This is a genomic window from Methylobacterium sp. 190mf, assembly GCF_900107945.1.
Classification (GTDB): domain Bacteria; phylum Pseudomonadota; class Alphaproteobacteria; order Rhizobiales; family Beijerinckiaceae; genus Methylobacterium.
Genome location: NZ_FNVI01000018.1, coordinates 15,092 through 31,545, shown reverse-complemented (window position 1 = coordinate 31,545; position 16,454 = coordinate 15,092). Strand labels below are relative to the sequence as shown.

Genomic DNA, 16,454 nt, shown 5'->3' with positions numbered 1-16,454 from the left:
GCGGCATGCGCACCGGCGCCGGCAGGTCCACGTCGATCAGGACAGGGCGGACCGGCTCTCGAGCCGGAAGGGCGCTCGCGCGAATAGGCTCCCCGCGGTGCTGAGAGCGCGGACAAGACGATCGTGCGGACGGCCCCCCGTCCCAGCCTAGGAGCTCACTGGCGCGCCCTGCAGGTCGGCCGACGTCGTCTCCGCGTGGATCAGCGTGAGCGTACTGACCATCGCCCGGCTCGCCTTTCCGGTCGCGCCCGACGGCAGCGTGTCGCTGAAGACGATCACGTCCGGCACCTTGTAACGTTCGAGATGGGCCGATGCCCAGCGCCTGAGTTCGTCCGCCGACAGCGCGCGGTCAGGCTTCAGCACGACGACCGCGTGGATCGCCTCGCCGAGGCGCGGGTCGGGCACGCCGGCGCACAGGGCCGCCGCGATGTCCGGATGCGCGCACAGGGCGTTCTCGATCTCCAGGGGCGCGATCTTGTTGCCGCCCCGCGCGATGATCTCCTTCGAGCGCCCGACGAGCTCGACGTGACCGTCCTGGCGCAGGCGCGCGAGATCGCCTGTGCGGAAGTGGTCCGCCTCCAGCGCGGAGCGCGTGAGCTCGGCGCCGTCGAGATAGCCGAGCATGCCGCAGGCAGTTCGGATCCGCAGCTCGCCGGTCTCGCCCAGAGCGGCGAGCGCGCCGTCGTCGCGGACGATGCGGAACGACACGCCCTCGGTTGGCATGCCGATCGACCCAGCCTCCGAGACGTCCCGCGGTCGGTGACAGAAGTCGCAGGAGCCAGTCTCGGTCGAGCCATAGAGGTCGACGAGCTCGGCCTTCGGCCATCCGCCGCGGACTGCTTGCGTCAGCGACGGGCTGAGCGCCTCGCCGCCGGTCAGCACCGCCCGCAGACGGGGGGCCGGCGGGACACCGTCGGCCAGCAGGGCTCGCAGCATGGTCGGCACAGCGGCCAACACCGTCCCCTCCGCGGCGAGCAGGCCCTCGAGCGTCGCGGGCGTGAACTTCGGGACGAGGACGAGTCTCGCCTCAGAGCGGATCGCCAGGAGGCTCGCCCAGATCCCGAAGATGAAGGTCAGCTGGAGCGGCACCGCGACGACGTCGTCCGGGCGAAAGCCCAGCAGCCGGTCGAGGATCGCGAGCTTGCGCGCCAGGGCATCGTGTCCGAGAACCACGCCCTTCGGCACGCCGGTGCTGCCCGAGGTGAAGACCACGAGGGCGGCCCCGTCCAGGAGCGGCCGCACCGGCGGCGCATCCTCCGCGATCTTCTCCAAGCTGAGCCCGTCGGCCCGGAAGCGGGCACGCGTCGCCCGCTCGACCGCCGCGCGGGTGAGCGGTGCAGCGGCTCGGTGAACGGGCACCGCGACCGCGCCCGCCCGCCAGAGGCCGAGCAGCGTCCCGAGATCGAGCGCCCGGTTGCCGATGGTGAGGTGCACCGGCTCGTGCGGGCGCATGCCTGCCGCACGCAGCCGACCGGCGACCAGATCCGCGTGTGCACCGAGGTCGCGCCCCGTCATCCCGGGGCCGGAACTCTCGTCCACCCGGCTGCCTGGGCGGCCGAGCCCAGCGCCCAGGAGTTCCGCCAGCGCCCCGGTCACGATCCGGCTCCCGGGAAGCGGCTGTCGCGCCAGGCCAGTGCCGCCTTGAGGCCTTGCGACCGGGCGATGTCCATGAAGGCCCGCTTGTCCGGCGAGCCTTCGCCCTCGATCAGCAGGTCGATGTCGAGGGCCGTCTCCAGGGCCTCCAGCATGCCGCGCGCCTCGATCGACCGGTTGAGGGCCCGTTTCGTCTCCTTGACGAGGTTCGGGTCGATCGCCGCGATGTGCCGGGCAAGGCGCAGCGCGCTCGCGTCGAGCTCGGCAATCGGCACGACTCGGTTGACCATTCCGATCTCGTAGGCGCGCCGCGCCGGAATGCGGTCCTCGCCCGTGAGGATGATCTCCTTGGCGATCTTCGGGCCGACGATCCAGGGCAGGATCATCACCACGATACCGGCCCCGAATTTCAGCTCCGGCTCGCCGAAGAAGGCATCCTCGGCCGCCACGGTCACGTCGCAGGCCAACGCCAACTCGCAGGCGCCCGCGAGGCAGGGACCACGCACCGCCGCGATGGTCGGCTTCGGGCAGTGCCAGAAGCGCATCGGCACATCGAAATCCTTGCGCAGGATCGGGCGCCACTGGCTCACGCCTTCAGGGCGCAGCGCCATCTGATCCTTGAGATCGAAGCCCGACGAGAAGGCCGTGCCGGCCCCGCGCACGATCACGGCGCGCACCGCATCGTCGGCCTCGGCCGCGTCCATCGCCTGCGCGAGTTCGTCGAGCATGGTCGCGCTGATCGCGTTGGTGCGCTCCGGGCGGTTCAGGGTGATGCGTGCCACCGGCGCGAGCGTCTCGTAGGTGATCGTCTTGAAGGCCACGGATGGCTTTCTCCTCGCTGTCACTTGCGTCCTCCCGCCAGCCGCTTGGCCTCGGGTAGGCGCCGCAGCCGCAGCATCGAAGCGAGACCCAGGAACGGCCCCACGGCCAGCAGCGCGAAGGCGAAGCGCCAGCCGAGGAATGTCCCGGCGAAGGCGATGAGCTGGATACTGACGAGCGTCAGGAGAAAGCCGAGGCAGGTCTGCACGGTGAGCATCGTGCCGATCAGCCTGCGGTCGCTCAGCTCGCTCACCGCCGCCGAGAACTGCGCCGAATCGGCGATCACCGCGACGCCCCAGAGCACGCCCACCGCCAGCACCGCCCAGGCAGGGCCGCCGAACAGGAAACCCACCGCGATGGCACAGCAGCCGCTGGCCAGCATCGAGGCGCCGGTGACCAGAGTGCGCCCGAGTCGATCGGCCGCCCAGCCGCCCAGCATCGCGCCGAACGCCCCGGCCGCCACCACCGCGAAGGCGGCCAGTTCCGGCGGGAACGGCGGCGCGTTGCCGTAACGCTCACGGAAGCTCGCCGCCATGAAGGCACCGATCCAGGCCCACATCGCGTAGAGCTCCCACATGTGGCCGAGATAGCCGAGATTGGCCAAGCGCACGCCGCGATTGCGCCACGCCTCCAGGGCGTTCTCCAAGCGCAGGGGCGGGGCCTCCGACCGGATCGGCCCGAGTTGCACGAAGCGGATCAGGGCCGCCGAGAGGAGGGCGCCCAACGCCGCACCGAGCACCGGCAGATGCCAGTCGAGCTGGCCGAGGGCCGCGACGAGGTGGGGCAGCGCCGAGCCGAGGGTGAGCGCGCCCACCAGAAGGCCGATCAGCAGCCCCAGGTCACCCACCGCCCAGGTCGCGGCGATCTTCATGCCGACCGGGTAGACGCCGGCCATGCAGGCCCCCGTCACGAAGCGCAGCAGCGGCACCATCGGCGAGGTCGGCGCGAAGGCCAGCATCAGGAGGTTGGCGAGACCGGCCGCGACGGCGCAGCCGCAGAACAGCCGGCGCAGGTCGAACCGGTCGGCCAGCCCCAGCAGCGCGCTGACCAGGGTGCCGGCGACGAACCCGGCCTGCACGCTGTTGGTGAGCAGGGCCTCCTGGAACGGGCTCAGCGTCCACTGCGTGCGGATCGCGCCGATCGAGGCGGTGGTGGCGAACCACGTCGCCATAGCCGCCACCTCGCTCAGGAGCAGCAGCCCGATCGCCATCCGCTTTGCGCTGATGGTCGCGCTGTCGGCCGCGTCAGGACGTGCCATGGCTAGGCTGCCTCACTTCGCGGCCGTATGGGCTACGAGGGGGCAGCCGCCGTCGGCCATGGGCCGGAACGCCTGGTCGCCGGGGATGGTGTCGACGAGCTTGTAGTAGTCGTACGGCCCCTTCGACTCGGACGGGTCCTTGACCTGGAACAGGTAGAGGTCGTGGATGGTGCGCCCGTCCGCGCGGATCGAGCCGTGGCCGAACAGCGGATCGTTTGTCGGCATCGCCTTCATCTGCGCGACGATGTCGGTGCCGCGATGCGCCTTGTCCTTGTCGAGGGCGGCGATCGCCTTCATCCAGTGGAGCATCGCCGCGTAGGTGCCGGCCTGGTTCATCGTCGGGTAACGGCCACCGTTGCGTGCCGCGAACCGCTTCGCCCAGGTCCGGGTGCCGTCATTGAGGTCCCAGTAGAACGCCTCGGTCAGAGTCAGGCCGTGGGCGACCTTCAGGCCGACTGAGTGGATGTCCGAGATGAAGGCGAGGAGCGCGACGAGCTTCTGGCCGCCGTCGGTGAGGCCGAACTCCGAGGCCTGCTTGATGGCGTTGATCGTGTCGCCGCCGGAATTGGCGAGCGCGACCACCTGCGCACCGCTGCCGTGGGCCTGGAGCAGGTAGGAGGAGAAGTCGGTGCTCTGGAACGGAGCCAGGACGTGTCCGAGGGACTTGCCGCCCGCCTTCGTCACGGCCTCGGTGGCGTCGCGCTCCAGAGCGTGACCGAACGCGTAATCCGTCGTGAGGAAGTACCAGGACTTTCCGCCCTGCTTGATCACGGCGCGCGCCGTGCTGTTGCCGAGAGCCCAGGTGTCGTAGGTCCAATGGACGTTGGTCCGGGTGCAGTTCTTCCCGGTCAGATCCGAGGACCCGGCGCTCGCGATCAGGAATGCCTTGTCCTTCTCGCTCGCGATGTTCGACACGGCCAGGGCGACCGAAGAGGTCGGTACGTCGACGATCGCGTCGACCTGGTCGACGTCGAACCAGCGTCGCACGATGGCCGCGCCGATATCGGGCTTGTTCTGATGGTCGGCCGAGAGAACCTCGACGCGGAAGCCTCTCACGTCCGGCTTGAAGTCCTCGACGGCCATGCGCGCGGCCTCGACGGAGCCCGGCCCCGCGATGTCGGCGTAGAGCCCGGACTGATCATTCAGCACGCCGATACGGAAGGTCGGCAGCGGGTCGGCCTGCACGGCGGACAGGCCGCCAAACAGGATCGCCAGCGCGAATACACCCTTCATGGTCTTTCCTCCATCGGTATGAACGGACTGTGTTTGTTTTTGTCAGTCCGGCGGCAGTGCCGCGTTCAGTATTAAGCCATCACACCCAAGTCTTCCCTGTATGATTTCCGTCTGTTCCGCAGTTGAACGGCGGCGAGAGGCGGCGAGAACGCCTAGCGATGCACGTCAACGACGACGCGGCCGCGCACCCGGCCCGACATCAGGCGTTCCGCGGTGGCCACAGCCTCTGTCAGGCCGATCTCCTCCGTGATCGCCTCGAGCTTGACCGGATCGAGGTCGTGGACCAGCCTGTTCCAGGCCTCGATCCGCTCAGGCCGCGGGCACATCACGCTGTCGATCCCGAGCAGGCTGACGCCGCGCAGGATGAAGGGGGCCACGCTCGCAGGCAGGTCCATCCCCTGAGCCAGACCGCAAGCCGTTACGACGCCCCGGTACTTCATGGCGGCGCAGACGTTCGCCAGCGTGTGGCTACCGACCACATCGACGGCCCCGGCCCAGCGCTCCCGGGCGAGCGGCCTGCCCGGATCCGAGAATGTCGCCCGATCCAGCACCTCCGCTGCGCCGAGGCGGCGCAGGTAATCGGCCTCCTCGGGACGGCCGCTCACCGCCACGACCGTGTAGCCGAGGCGCGACAGGAGAGCGACCGCCGTGCTGCCGACGCCACCGGCCGCGCCGGTGACGACGACCTCGCCCTTGTCGGGGGTGACGCCGTGGCGCTCGAGGGCGATCACGCACAGCATCGCCGTGTAACCGGCAGTGCCGATCGCCATCGCCTGCCGTGGCGTGAGCGCCTCCGGCAATGGCACCAGCCAGTCGCCCTTGAGCCGTGCGACTTGCGCCAGTCCACCCCAATGGGTCTCGCCGACGCTCCAGCCGTTGAGGACGACGCGGTCGCCGGCCTTGTAGTCGTGATGCCGGGATTCGCGGACGGTGCCGGCGATGTCGATGCCCGGCACCATCGGAAATTTGCGCACGACCGGGCCTTTCCCGGTGATCGCGAGCCCGTCCTTGTAGTTCAACGTCGAGTAGGCGACATCCACGGTGACGTCGCCCTCGGGGAGCTGCGCCTCGTCGATCTCACGTAGGCCGGCGCGGTAGCCCGCCTCATCCTTCTCGATCAGGATTGCCTTGAACATTCGGGGCACTCCATGGGGCGCTCAGCGCGTAAGACAGGTCAGGAATAGGGTGGCGAAGAGGTCGAGAGGCTCGGGGCTGCGCTCGAGCTTGGCGCGCAGGACCGCGCCTTCCCAGCCGATCCAGAAAAACGCCGCCAGCGCAGCGCAATCGGCATCCGCGGCGATCTGGCCGGCTGCCTGGGCGTCCCGGAGACAGCGCTCCGTCCGCGCCTGCCAGTCGAGGAGGACGCCATGCAGACGGTCCCGAAAGAGCTCGGGCAGGGCGCTCATCTCCTGCCCGAGATTGCCGACGACACAGCCGCGACGGAACTCGTAGCGTGCCATGCCGGCCTTCGCGTCGGCGACGAAGTTCCTGATGCGCTCGATCGGGGTCGTACTCTCATCGAGCAACCAGCGGTCGAGCTTGCGCGCGAAGTAGGCTGCGTACGCCTCGATCAGTTCGGCGCCGAAGACGTCCTTGCTCGCGAAATAGTGATAGAACGAACCTTTCGGCACACCCGCGGTGCGCAGGACCTCTTCGAGGCCGGTTGCCGAGTAGCCCTTCTCCGATAGCAGCGCGACGCCCACCCGGATCAAGGCCGCCCGCGACGTGCCGTAGGCCGGCTCAGGCCTAGGTGGCCGACCCCTCTTGCGCGCGGTGACAACCGAGACCGAATCGGACTGCATGAATTAGAAATAGACCGGTTGATTATTAAATGCAACGAGCCTGGGCGATCCTGTCAGACCGCGTTCCGCGCGCAGCTCTCAGGAGGACGAGCTGCGTCGCGCCGAGATCCTGTCTTTCTGATCCAGTGGCGAAGGGTCGGTGCCGTCTCCCGATGCCGCAGGGCGAACGCACCGGTGCGCAAGGGGCGGTTGTCGGGGCCGGGCTTAGCTAGAGCTCGCCGGTCGTGGATGAGGCCGTTTGTGCGTGGAATCGAAGAGGCGAGGGCGCTCTACTTTCAAATCCTTGCGCTGGCGAGGCCGAGCTGCCGGCAGGCCGGGCCGGTCAGCGCGGGACCCTCGGGGGCGATGAATAGGCCGGTCGTCGTGCGTCCGATTTCTTGGTGCCGCGGATGAGGCGGCAGCGCGGGGTCGTGGCCGGCTCCACTGTTCTTCGTTTCGATGCAGAAGATGGCACGGGCGCCGGTTGGGGCGGTGCCACGGATGACGACGAAGGCGGTGCGATCGGCAGTGAAGCGCGGGTCGCCGCGGCCGAGACGGAGTTCCCGTGATGGGTTGATGGATGAACAGCCGCCACCACGCGGCACCGGCAGTGCCGCAGAATGGGCATAAGCGGGGGAGCGGCACCGGCTGCACGGCAAGCGAGGCTCGGCGGCGGCGGGGGTGCCGTGGGAGCGGCGGCGGCCCTGTCCGAGGTCCGGGCGTGGGTCGAGTGGGGTTGGGTGCAATGGCGACCGGTGAGACACGCGCTCGACATGCGCAGCCGTGCGTCAAAGCGCCGTTCTGTCACCTGGGTTTGGGACGCGCTGCTGCCGGACCTTGGCCTTGAGCTAGGAAGTTGATCGACGATTTCGCGCCCGTCACGGCCATTCGGTGGCGTCAGCCGGCATCTCCGAAGCAGACATCAGCATAGATCGGCTCACCGGTCGCCATTGCACCTGCAGTGAGCCCCCCACAGCAGGAGCGCAACTGCAGCCATCGGCCAACGCAGTTGCCGTGAACGGAGAGGCGCATCTGACTAGGAGCGAGGTCACCCAATTTGTCTGGGAAGTTCAGCGATTTGTGCAACTGGTGCCGCGAAAATAAGCGTCGAAGCGCTTGCGGGTGATCGAAAAAATTCTCAGACTGTCCGGCAGTGAGAATTTTTGATCGGCTCGAGCGTCGTGGCGTTGGAACCCAAGGAACTTTCTGTCGCGCAACGGATCGCGCACGCGTTTCCGGCGCTCAGCTCCGCTCACCGAGAGGTCGCCCGCTTCGTCCTTGATCATCCGTTGCGCGCCGCGACTCTGCCCGTGAATGAGCTTGCAGACTTGGTTGGCGTCTCCGTCGCCACCGCTAATCGGTTTGCCCGCGCCGTGGGCTACGAGGGCTACGCAAAGTTCCGCGCGGCCCTCGTCCTCGGCTATGAGAAGGCGCTCGCACCGGTCGAGAAGCTGCGCGGCAGCCGAGATCAGCCCGCGACCGCGTCCGGCATCCTCGACGGAGCCTTGGCCGACATCGTCCGCAACATCGAGGCGACGCGGCGTGGGCTCGACGGCCAGACCTGTGCGCAGGCCGTCGAGGCGATCCGCCGGGCCCGACGGGTCTACGTCGTGGGCCTGGGCAGCAGCAGCTGGCCGGCCGGCATCCTGGCGCGCAACCTCGACGTCAACCGCGAGGACGTCCATCTGCTGGCGACACTGGAGGGGCCCGGCTTCGCCGCCCGGAGCCTGCGCCGGCTGACGACCGACGACCTCGTCATCGCGCTCGCAACCCCGCGGTACTTCGCCGACACGGTGCGGCTGGCCGAGATCGCACGGAAGCACGGCGCCGCGGTCCTGGCGCTGACTGACGGACCGCACTCACCCCTCGTCGCCACCGCTACGGTCGCGCTCTACGCGCAGACCGACTGCCACTACTTCGCCGCCTCGGATGCCAGCCTGACGGCCCTCGTGGAGGCCCTGGCGAGCGCCTTCGCCCACGCCACCGAGGATCTCGTCCCGGCCGCGACGCGCGTGACGGAAGCGGTGCTGCCCTGGCTCGACCGCGACTACGCCGCCTGGCCGCCGCAGGGCGGAGCCGACGACCTGCCCGACACCCCGCCTCCGGGAGCCGTTCCATGAGCGACCACCGCCCCGTACTCGTGATCCACGGCGGTGCCGGGACGATCGCGTCGGGCCAGGCCGATCCCGGCGAGGCGCGCTACCACGCGGCCCTCGCCGGAATCCTGGCGGCCGGAGCGGCCTGCCTCGCCGACGGCGGGAGCGCCCTCGACGCCGTGAGTGTCGCCGTCGACCTCCTGGAGGAGTGCCCGCTCTTCAATGCCGGCCACGGCGCCGTCTTCACCAGCGTCGAGACCCACGAACTCGACGCCGCGATCATGGACGGCGCCACCCTGCGGGCCGGCGCTGTCGCGGGCGTCTCGCGGGTGCGCCGGCCTGGCCGCGCCGCCCGCGCGCTGATGGAGGCCGGCGAGCACGTCCTTATGGCTGGTGCCGGCGCCGAGACCTTCGCGCGCCGGCACGGCCTTGAGATGGTCGAGCCCGATTTTTTCTCGACAGAGGCCCGCCGCGACCAGCTTCGCCGGGCGTTGGCCGCCGGGCAAGTCGCCCTCGACCACGACACGGCGTCGGGGCCCCTCGACGAGACCCGCAAGTTCGGCACGGTGGGCGCCGTCGCCCTCGACCGGGACGGCCACCTCGCCGCCCTGACCTCGACCGGCGGCATGACCAACAAGCGTCCCGGCCGGATCGGCGACTCGCCGCTGATCGGCGCGGGCACCTACGCGGACGACAGGACCGCCGCGGTCTCCTGCACCGGCACGGGGGAGGCCTTCATCCGCGTCGCGGCGGCGCACGATGTCTGCGCGCGCATGGCCTACGGGGGCCAGGACCTCGAGGTGGCAGCCCGGGCGGTTGTCGAGGAGCACCTGCCGACTGTCGGCGGCCGCGGCGGGCTGATCGCCGTCGATGCGCGCGGCCGGGTCGCAATGCCGTTCAACACCGAGGGCATGTATCGCGGCCTCGTCCGCTCCGGCGAGGCGCCGGCCACCGCGATCTTCGGCGAGACCCGCCGCGTCCCCGCACCAGCGCGCTGAGATCCGCCATGCCGACCATCGCAGCCGGGACCGCCTCTCCTGCCGCTCTGCCCGACGGACGGGTCGTCTCCGTCACCGGCCTTACCGTCCGCTTTGCGAACTCCGAGCGGGTCGTGGAGGCGGTCCGCGACCTCGCGTTCCACGTCGACGCCGGCGAGACCCTGGCGATCGTCGGCGAGTCCGGGTCCGGCAAGTCCGTGACCTCGCTCAGCCTGATGCGCCTCGTGGAGCACGGCGGCGGCCGGATCGCGGCCGGGCAGATGCTGTTCCGGCGCGGCTCGGGCGAGGTGCTCGATCTCGCCGCCGCCTCGAACGCCAAGATGCGGGCGATCCGTGGCGCCGAGATCGCGATGATCTTCCAGGAGCCGATGACCTCCCTGAACCCCGTCTTCACCGCCGGGGACCAGATCGCGGAATCGATCCGCGTCCACCAGGGGAAGAGCGCCTCAGCCTCCCGGGCCGAGGCCCTGCGGATGCTCGACCTCGTGCGCATCCCCGAGGCGCGCAACGTCCTCACGCGCTACCCGCACCAGCTCTCCGGCGGCATGCGCCAGCGCGTGATGATCGCCATGGCCCTGTCCTGCAAGCCGCAGTTGCTCATCGCCGATGAGCCGACCACGGCCCTCGACGTCACGATCCAGGCGCAGATCCTCGAACTGATCCGCAGCCTCCAGGCCGAGATGAAGATGGGCGTCGTCTTCATCACCCACGACATGGGCGTCGTGGCCGAGATCGCCGACCGCGTGCTGGTCATGTACCGCGGCGACAAGGTGGAGGAGGGGGAGGCGCCCGCGCTCTTCGCCGCGCCGCGCCACGCCTACACCAAGGCGCTGCTGGCCGCCGTGCCCAAGCTCGGCGCCATGGCGGGCAGCGATCTGCCCCGGAAGTTCGACCTGCTGCGGGCCGAGGCCCGGGAAGAGCCGGCAGGGCAGGGGGCGCCCGCCACGGTCGACGTGCCCCACGACACCGTCCGCGCCGGCGCCGGGCCGATCCTGCGGGTGCGGGACCTCATCACCCGGTTCGACATCCGCGGCGGCCTGCTCAATCGCGTGCGCCGCCGCGTCCACGCGGTGGAGCGGGTCAGCTTCGATCTCCACCCCGGCGAGACCCTGGCCCTCGTCGGCGAATCCGGCTGCGGCAAGTCCACGACGGGCCGCTCTCTCCTGCGCCTCGTGGAGAGCGAGAGCGGCCTTATCGAATTCGACGGCGGCAACGTCCGCGACCTGCCCCCCGGGCAGCTCCGCGGCCTGCGGCGCAACATCCAGTTCATCTTCCAGGATCCCTACGCGTCCCTCGATCCCCGCCTGACCGTGGGCTTCTCGATCATGGAGCCGCTGCTGGTCCACGGGATCGCGACGCGCCGGGAGGCCGAGGCGCGGGTGGCGTGGCTGCTCGAGCGCGTCGGGCTGACCCCCGACCAGGCCCAGCGCTACCCGCACGAGTTCTCGGGCGGGCAGCGGCAGCGCATCGCCATCGCCCGGGCCCTCGCCCTGAACCCGAAGGTCATCGTCGCCGACGAGGCGGTCTCGGCCCTCGACGTCTCGATCCAGGCCCAGATCGTGAACCTGATGCTCGACCTCCAGCGGGATTTCGGCCTCGCCTACCTCTTCATCAGCCACGACATGGCGGTGGTCGAGCGCGTCAGCCACCGGGTGGCGGTGATGTATCTCGGCCAGATCGTCGAGATCGGCCCCCGCCGGGCGATCTTCGAGAACCCGCAGCATCCCTACACCCGCAAGCTGATGGCGGCGGTGCCCATCGCCGACCCGGCCCGCCGACACCTGCGCGCCCGCCGACTCCTGACCGACGAGATCCCGAGCCCGGTCCGGGCGCTCGGCGACGAGCCGCAGGTCGCGCCCCTCGTCGAGATCGGTCCCGGCCATCTCGTCGCCCGCCACACGGTCGGCGGTCTCGCCGCCTGACACCGCTTAACCACGCCAGCAGGATCGTCCCATGTCCCGAGGTCTGACCATGTTCGAGCGCTTCCTCCTCGCCGCCGGCCTGCTCGCCGTGGCGGCCGCGCCCGCCGCCGCCGCGGGCGACCCGGTCCTGGCGATCAGCGGCCAGCCCGAGACCCTCGACCCGTACAATACGAACACCACGCTCACGACCGCCGTCACCAAGTCGTTCTACGAGGGCCTCTTCGGCTTCGATAAGGATCTCAAGGTCCGCAACGTCCTGGCTGAGAGCTACGAGACATCGCCCGACGGCCTCGTCTACACGTTCAAGCTGCGCGAGGGCGTGAAATTCCACGACGGCACGACGTTCGACGCCGCTGCGGTGAAGGCCAACCTCGACCGCGTCCTCGACCCGGAGAACCACCTTGCGCGGTACAACCAGTTCAACCGCATCAAGATGATCGAGGTGCTCTCGCCCACGAGCCTGCGCATCACCCTGAAGGAGCCCTTCGGGCCGTTCATCAACTCGCTGGCCCACGCCTCGGCGGCGATCATCTCGCCCACGGCCCTGAAGAAATACGGGAAGGACATCGCCTTCCACCCGGTCGGCACCGGGCCGTTCACCTTCGTCGACTGGAAGCAGACTGACTACGTCAAGGGCGCGAAGTTCGCCGATTACTGGCAGACCGGCTTCCCGAAGGTCGACACCATCACCTGGAAGCCGGTGCCCGAGAACGGCACCCGCGCCGCCATGCTGCAGACCGGCGAGGCCGACTTCGCCTTCCCGCTGCCTTACGAGCAGGCCAAGATGCTCGAAGCCAGCAAGAAGCTGAAGATCGAGGTCCACGCCTCGATCATCGAGCGGTATCTCAGCATGAACGTGCTGCAGAAGCCGTTCGACGACTTGCGCGTCCGCCAAGCGATCAACTACGCGATCAACAAGGAGGCGTTGGCCAAGGTCGCCTTCTCGGGCTACGCCTTCCCGGCGCAGGGCATCGTCCCGCAGGGCGTGCGCTACGCCCACAAGATGGATCCCTGGCCCTACGACCCGGCCAAGGCGCGCCAGCTCCTCAAGGAGGCCGGCTACGCCAACGGCTTCGAGGCGACCCTCTGGAGCGCCTACACCACCACCACCGCCCAGAAGGCGATCCAGTTCCTCCAGCAGCAGCTCGGCCAGGTCGGCATCAAGGTGCAGACCCTGGCGCTGGAGCCCGGCCAGCGCACCGAGTGGGTGCAGACCGCCCCCGATCCGAAGACCGCCCGCGTCCGCCTCTACTATGCCGGCTGGTCGTCCTCGACCGGTGAGGCAGACTGGGGCCTGCGGCCGCTGCTCGCGACGGAGGCGTGGCCGCCCAAGCTCAACAACACTGCCTACTACAGCAACGCCGAGTTCGACGCCCTCCTCGCCAAGGCGCTGGTCTCGACGAACGACGCGGAGCGCGCCGAGCTCTACGCCAAGGCGCAGGAGATCGTGATGAAGGACGCCCCCTGGGCGCCGCTCGTCACCGAGCAGAACCTCTACGCGACCTCCGCGCGGCTCTCCGGCGTCTACGTCATGCCCGACGGCAACATCGATTCCGGCGAGATCGCCGTCGCTCCCTAGCCGCCGCCAGCGGACCCCGCGCCGGGCGGCCCGGACGATGGCCGGCCCGGCGCGGACGTCCCGCGCGATCGCTTCACGCAAACCCCGGATCGCGGGCGCGAGCCTATGCTGACCTTCCTGCTCAAGCGGCTCCTCGGGCTGCTGCCGACGCTGCTGATCGTCTCGGTCCTCGTCTTCCTGTTCGTCCACCTGCTTCCCGGCGATCCGGCGCGGCTGGCGGCCGGGCAGGATGCCGACGCCCAGACGGTGGCCCTGGTGCGCACAGAGCTCGGCCTCGACCGGCCCCTGCCGGAACAGTTCGTGCGCTACTTCGCCAACCTCGCCCGCGGCGATCTCGGCGTCTCGATCCGCACCCGCCGCCCGGTCTCGACCGAGATCGGCGAGCGCTTCCTGCCGACCCTCCTGCTCACCCTCACCAGCATGGCCTGGGCGGTCGCCTTCGGGCTGATCATCGGCATCGTCTCGGCGGTCTACCGCAACGAATGGCCCGACCGGTTCGGGATGACGCTCGCCGTGTCTGGCATCTCGTTCCCCGCCTTCGCACTCGGCATCCTCCTGATGCAGATCTTCTCGGTCGAGCTCGGCTGGCTGCCGACCGTCGGCGCCGACACGTGGCGGCACTACGTGCTGCCGTCGCTGACGCTCGGCGCGGCCGTGGCCGCCGTGATGGCCCGCTTCACCCGCGCGGCCTTCGTGGAGGTCATCGGCGAGGATTTCGTGCGCACCGCCCGCGCCAAGGGGCTCAAGGAGCGCGTCGTGATCGCCAAGCACTGCCTGCGCAACGCCCTGATCCCGGTCGTGACCATGATGGGCCTGCAGTTCGGCTTCCTGCTCGGCGGCTCGATCGTCGTCGAGGCGGTGTTCAACTGGCCCGGCATGGGCCGCCTGCTCGTCGATGCCGTGAACCAGCGCGACTACCCGGTGATCCAGGCCCTGGTCCTGCTGTTCTCGCTGGAGTTCATCCTGATCAACCTGGTCGTGGACGTGCTCTACGGCCTCATCAACCCGACCATCCGCTACAGGTGAGCCGGCCGTGACCGATATCCTCGTCCCCGCCGCCCCCACCGTCGCGCCCGTCCCCACCGGCATCCGGACGCCGTGGTCGGAATTCTGGCGCAAGTTCCGGCGCCAGCGCGTAGCCGTCCTCGCCCTGGGCTTCATCGGCCTGCTGGTCGTGGTCGCCGTGCTGGCGCCGTGGATCGTGCCCTACGACCCGGTCAACGACTTCGACTACGACCGGATCAACGAGGGCCCGTCGCTCGCGCACTGGCTCGGCGTCGATCCCCTCGGGCGCGACATCCTGAGCCGCATCGTCGAGGGCGCGCGGATCTCCCTGGCGACCGGCTTCCTCTCGGTCGCCGTCGGCGGGCTCGTCGGGACCGTGCTCGGTCTCCTGGCGGGCTACTACGGCGGCTGGTGGGACCGGATCGTCATGCGCATGTCCGACGTGCTGTTCGCCTTCCCGGGCATCCTGCTGGCGCTCGGCGTCGTCGCCATCCTGGGCTCGGGGCTCGTCAACGTCGTGGTGGCGGTGTCGGTCTTCAGCGTCCCGGCCTTCGCGCGCCTCGTGCGCGGCACGACCCTGGTCCTGAAGAACAGCACCTACATCGAGGCCGCGCGGAGCATCGGCGCTCCGGACCGGACGATCATCCTGCGCCACATCCTGCCGGGCACGATCTCGGGCATCGTGGTCTACTTCACCATGCGGTTGGGCACCTCGATCATCACGGCCGCGAGCCTGTCCTTCCTCGGCATGGGCGCGCAGCCGCCGACGCCCGAATGGGGCGCCATGCTGAACGAGGCCCGCGCCGACATGGTCTCGGCGCCGCACGTCGCGCTGTTCCCGAGCCTCGCGATCTTCTTCACGGTGCTGGCCTTCAATCTCCTCGGGGACGGCCTCCGGGACGCCCTCGACCCGAAGATCGACCGCCTGTGACGCCGGCCGCCCCCCCGCGCCCCGCGCCCCGCGTCGGCCGCCTGCCGCGGGGTCCGCGCGACGCCATCACCGACGTCCCGGGCGTGACGGTCGGCCATTGCACGCTGGCCGAGGGCGACGTTCAGACTGGCGTTACAGTCGTGCGGCCGCACGGCGGCGATACATACCGGGACCGCGTTCCGGCGGCCGGCGTCGTGCTGAACGGCTTCGGCAAGTCCGTCGGCCTGATGCAGGTCGAGGAACTCGGTGTGCTGGAGACGCCGATCGCCCTGACCAACACCTTCGCGGTGCCGGCGGTGGTCGCCGCCCAGATCCGCGCCGCGATCGCCGACAATCCGGAAATCGGGCGCGCGCTGCCGACGCTCAACCCGCTCGTCTTCGAGTGCAACGACGGCTACCTCAACGACCTTCAGCGGATGGCGGTTGAGGCGTCCCATTATCGCGACGCCCTGGACGCGGCGGGCGCCGCCGTCGCGGAAGGGTCGGTCGGGGCCGGGCGCGGGATGTCGAGCTTCGGGCTCAAGGGCGGCATCGGCACCGCCTCCCGGCGGGTCCGCGCGCGCGCGCGGGGCCGGTTCACGCTGGGCTCGCTCGTCCTGTCGAATTTCGGCAAGCCATCCCAGATTCGGGTCCGCGGCGTGCCGCTCGCCGCTCAGCTCCGGGCGGCCGCCGGGGAGCCGGAATCCGGCACCGAACCGCCGGAGAAGGGCTCGATCATCATGATCGTCGCCACCGACGCGCCCCTCGACGCGCGTCAGCTCCGCCGCCTCGCCCTGCGGGCCGGGGCAGGCCTCGCCCGGACCGGCTCGGTGTTCGGCCACGGCAGCGGCGATATCGCGCTCGCCTTCTCGACCGCCTACACGGTGCCGCAGGATCCCGGCCGCCCGATGCCGGCGCCCGCCCTGCTGCACGACGCGGAGCTCGACCCGCTGTTCGAGGCCGCCGCGGACGGGATCGAGCAAGCGATCGTCCACGCCCTTTGGCGGGCCGAGGCGGTCACGGGCCGCGACGGCCACCGGCGGGACGCCCTGACCGATCTCCTGCCCGGCTGGGCCGATATCCTCGGAGCCTGAGCGATGCGCGTCCCGATCTCGACGAATATCGAGGGCGTCGCCGGGATCTATCACCGCGTCTAGACAACACCGGGCAAACCCGAATACGAGCGCGCGGCTGCTGATGACCGCTCTCGAGGCCGACGTGAACGTTGCGAGGCAACCGGGTTGGGCCGGTATTAGCCCG

At 69.9% G+C, this 16,454-nt stretch carries 15 protein-coding genes; 7 read left to right on the top strand and 8 right to left on the bottom strand.

Features of this window, described 5'->3' with window-relative positions:
- Positions 1-147: 147 nt before the first annotated feature.
- The 8 genes from C4T42_RS20555 to C4T42_RS32010 all read right to left on the bottom strand — a co-directional run bounded on the left by C4T42_RS20555 (position 148) and on the right by C4T42_RS32010 (position 7,970).
- Positions 148-1,596: a fatty acid--CoA ligase family protein gene (locus C4T42_RS20555; protein WP_244492111.1), complete on the bottom strand. Its 1,449-nt coding sequence runs from the start codon at positions 1,594-1,596 to the stop codon at positions 148-150.
- On the bottom strand, positions 1,593-2,414 hold the full coding sequence (locus C4T42_RS20550; RefSeq protein WP_020096117.1) for an enoyl-CoA hydratase-related protein: 822 nt from the start codon (positions 2,412-2,414) through the stop codon (positions 1,593-1,595). Before C4T42_RS20550 ends, C4T42_RS20555 begins: the two co-directional genes overlap by 4 nt.
- Before the next feature lie 20 nt (positions 2,415-2,434).
- Positions 2,435-3,670: an MFS transporter gene (locus tag C4T42_RS20545; protein WP_103985789.1), complete on the bottom strand. Its 1,236-nt coding sequence runs from the start codon at positions 3,668-3,670 to the stop codon at positions 2,435-2,437.
- 12 nt (positions 3,671-3,682) lie between these two features.
- Positions 3,683-4,903 (bottom strand): ABC transporter substrate-binding protein, encoded by a 1,221-nt coding sequence (locus C4T42_RS20540; RefSeq protein ID WP_103985788.1) that lies wholly within the window; start codon positions 4,901-4,903, stop codon positions 3,683-3,685.
- Between the two features lie 152 nt (positions 4,904-5,055).
- Positions 5,056-6,039, bottom strand: a complete 984-nt coding sequence (locus tag C4T42_RS20535; RefSeq protein ID WP_103985787.1) for an MDR family oxidoreductase — start codon at positions 6,037-6,039, stop codon at positions 5,056-5,058.
- 21 nt (positions 6,040-6,060) lie between these two features.
- Positions 6,061-6,705, bottom strand: a complete 645-nt coding sequence (locus C4T42_RS20530; RefSeq protein WP_026605400.1) for a TetR/AcrR family transcriptional regulator — start codon at positions 6,703-6,705, stop codon at positions 6,061-6,063.
- A 275-nt stretch (positions 6,706-6,980) separates the two neighbouring features.
- Positions 6,981-7,289 carry a hypothetical protein gene (locus C4T42_RS32870; RefSeq protein WP_326491888.1) on the bottom strand — a complete coding sequence of 103 codons (309 nt, stop codon included), beginning with the start codon at positions 7,287-7,289 and terminating at the stop codon, positions 6,981-6,983.
- Between the two features lie 465 nt (positions 7,290-7,754).
- Positions 7,755-7,970: a hypothetical protein gene (locus C4T42_RS32010; protein WP_170868042.1), complete on the bottom strand. Its 216-nt coding sequence runs from the start codon at positions 7,968-7,970 to the stop codon at positions 7,755-7,757.
- Here C4T42_RS32010 and C4T42_RS20525 point away from each other — a divergent pair.
- The 7 genes from C4T42_RS20525 to C4T42_RS20495 all read left to right on the top strand — a co-directional run bounded on the left by C4T42_RS20525 (position 7,866) and on the right by C4T42_RS20495 (position 16,288).
- Positions 7,866-8,804 (top strand): MurR/RpiR family transcriptional regulator, encoded by a 939-nt coding sequence (locus C4T42_RS20525; RefSeq protein WP_026605401.1) that lies wholly within the window; start codon positions 7,866-7,868, stop codon positions 8,802-8,804. The two genes, C4T42_RS32010 and C4T42_RS20525, sit on opposite strands and share 105 nt — an antisense overlap.
- On the top strand, positions 8,801-9,778 hold the full coding sequence (locus C4T42_RS20520; RefSeq protein WP_103985786.1) for an isoaspartyl peptidase/L-asparaginase: 978 nt from the start codon (positions 8,801-8,803) through the stop codon (positions 9,776-9,778). The genes C4T42_RS20525 and C4T42_RS20520 overlap by 4 nt, the downstream gene beginning before the upstream one ends.
- An 8-nt stretch (positions 9,779-9,786) precedes the next feature.
- Entirely contained in the window at positions 9,787-11,700 is a 1,914-nt protein-coding gene (locus C4T42_RS20515; protein WP_103985785.1) for a dipeptide ABC transporter ATP-binding protein, read from the top strand.
- 31 nt (positions 11,701-11,731) lie between these two features.
- Positions 11,732-13,279, top strand: coding sequence for a glutathione ABC transporter substrate-binding protein GsiB (gene gsiB / locus C4T42_RS20510; protein WP_244603246.1), 1,548 nt, complete (start codon positions 11,732-11,734; stop codon positions 13,277-13,279).
- Positions 13,280-13,384: 105 nt separating this feature from the next.
- The gene (gsiC, locus tag C4T42_RS20505; RefSeq protein WP_056530854.1) at positions 13,385-14,305 is read left to right on the top strand and encodes a glutathione ABC transporter permease GsiC; all 921 of its coding nucleotides are present in this window, start codon (positions 13,385-13,387) and stop codon (positions 14,303-14,305) included.
- A 7-nt stretch (positions 14,306-14,312) separates the two neighbouring features.
- Positions 14,313-15,215, top strand: a complete 903-nt coding sequence (gene gsiD, locus C4T42_RS20500; protein ID WP_020096127.1) for a glutathione ABC transporter permease GsiD — start codon at positions 14,313-14,315, stop codon at positions 15,213-15,215.
- Positions 15,212-16,288, top strand: a complete 1,077-nt coding sequence (locus tag C4T42_RS20495) for a P1 family peptidase (RefSeq protein WP_103985783.1) — start codon at positions 15,212-15,214, stop codon at positions 16,286-16,288. The genes gsiD and C4T42_RS20495 overlap by 4 nt, the downstream gene beginning before the upstream one ends.
- Positions 16,289-16,454 lie beyond the last annotated feature (166 nt).

Coding starts and splice junctions, on each gene's coding strand:
- C4T42_RS32010 (WP_170868042.1), bottom strand. CDS start 7,970: ATGATCAAGGACGAAGCGGGCGACCTCTCGGTGAGCGGAGCTGAGCGC.
- C4T42_RS20545 (WP_103985789.1), bottom strand. CDS start 3,670: ATGGCACGTCCTGACGCGGCCGACAGCGCGACCATCAGCGCAAAGCGG.
- C4T42_RS20520 (WP_103985786.1), top strand. CDS start 8,801: ATGAGCGACCACCGCCCCGTACTCGTGATCCACGGCGGTGCCGGGACG.
- C4T42_RS20535 (WP_103985787.1), bottom strand. CDS start 6,039: ATGTTCAAGGCAATCCTGATCGAGAAGGATGAGGCGGGCTACCGCGCC.
- C4T42_RS20540 (WP_103985788.1), bottom strand. CDS start 4,903: ATGAAGGGTGTATTCGCGCTGGCGATCCTGTTTGGCGGCCTGTCCGCC.
- gsiC (WP_056530854.1), top strand. CDS start 13,385: ATGCTGACCTTCCTGCTCAAGCGGCTCCTCGGGCTGCTGCCGACGCTG.
- gsiB (WP_244603246.1), top strand. CDS start 11,732: ATGTCCCGAGGTCTGACCATGTTCGAGCGCTTCCTCCTCGCCGCCGGC.
- C4T42_RS20530 (WP_026605400.1), bottom strand. CDS start 6,705: ATGCAGTCCGATTCGGTCTCGGTTGTCACCGCGCGCAAGAGGGGTCGG.
- C4T42_RS20515 (WP_103985785.1), top strand. CDS start 9,787: ATGCCGACCATCGCAGCCGGGACCGCCTCTCCTGCCGCTCTGCCCGAC.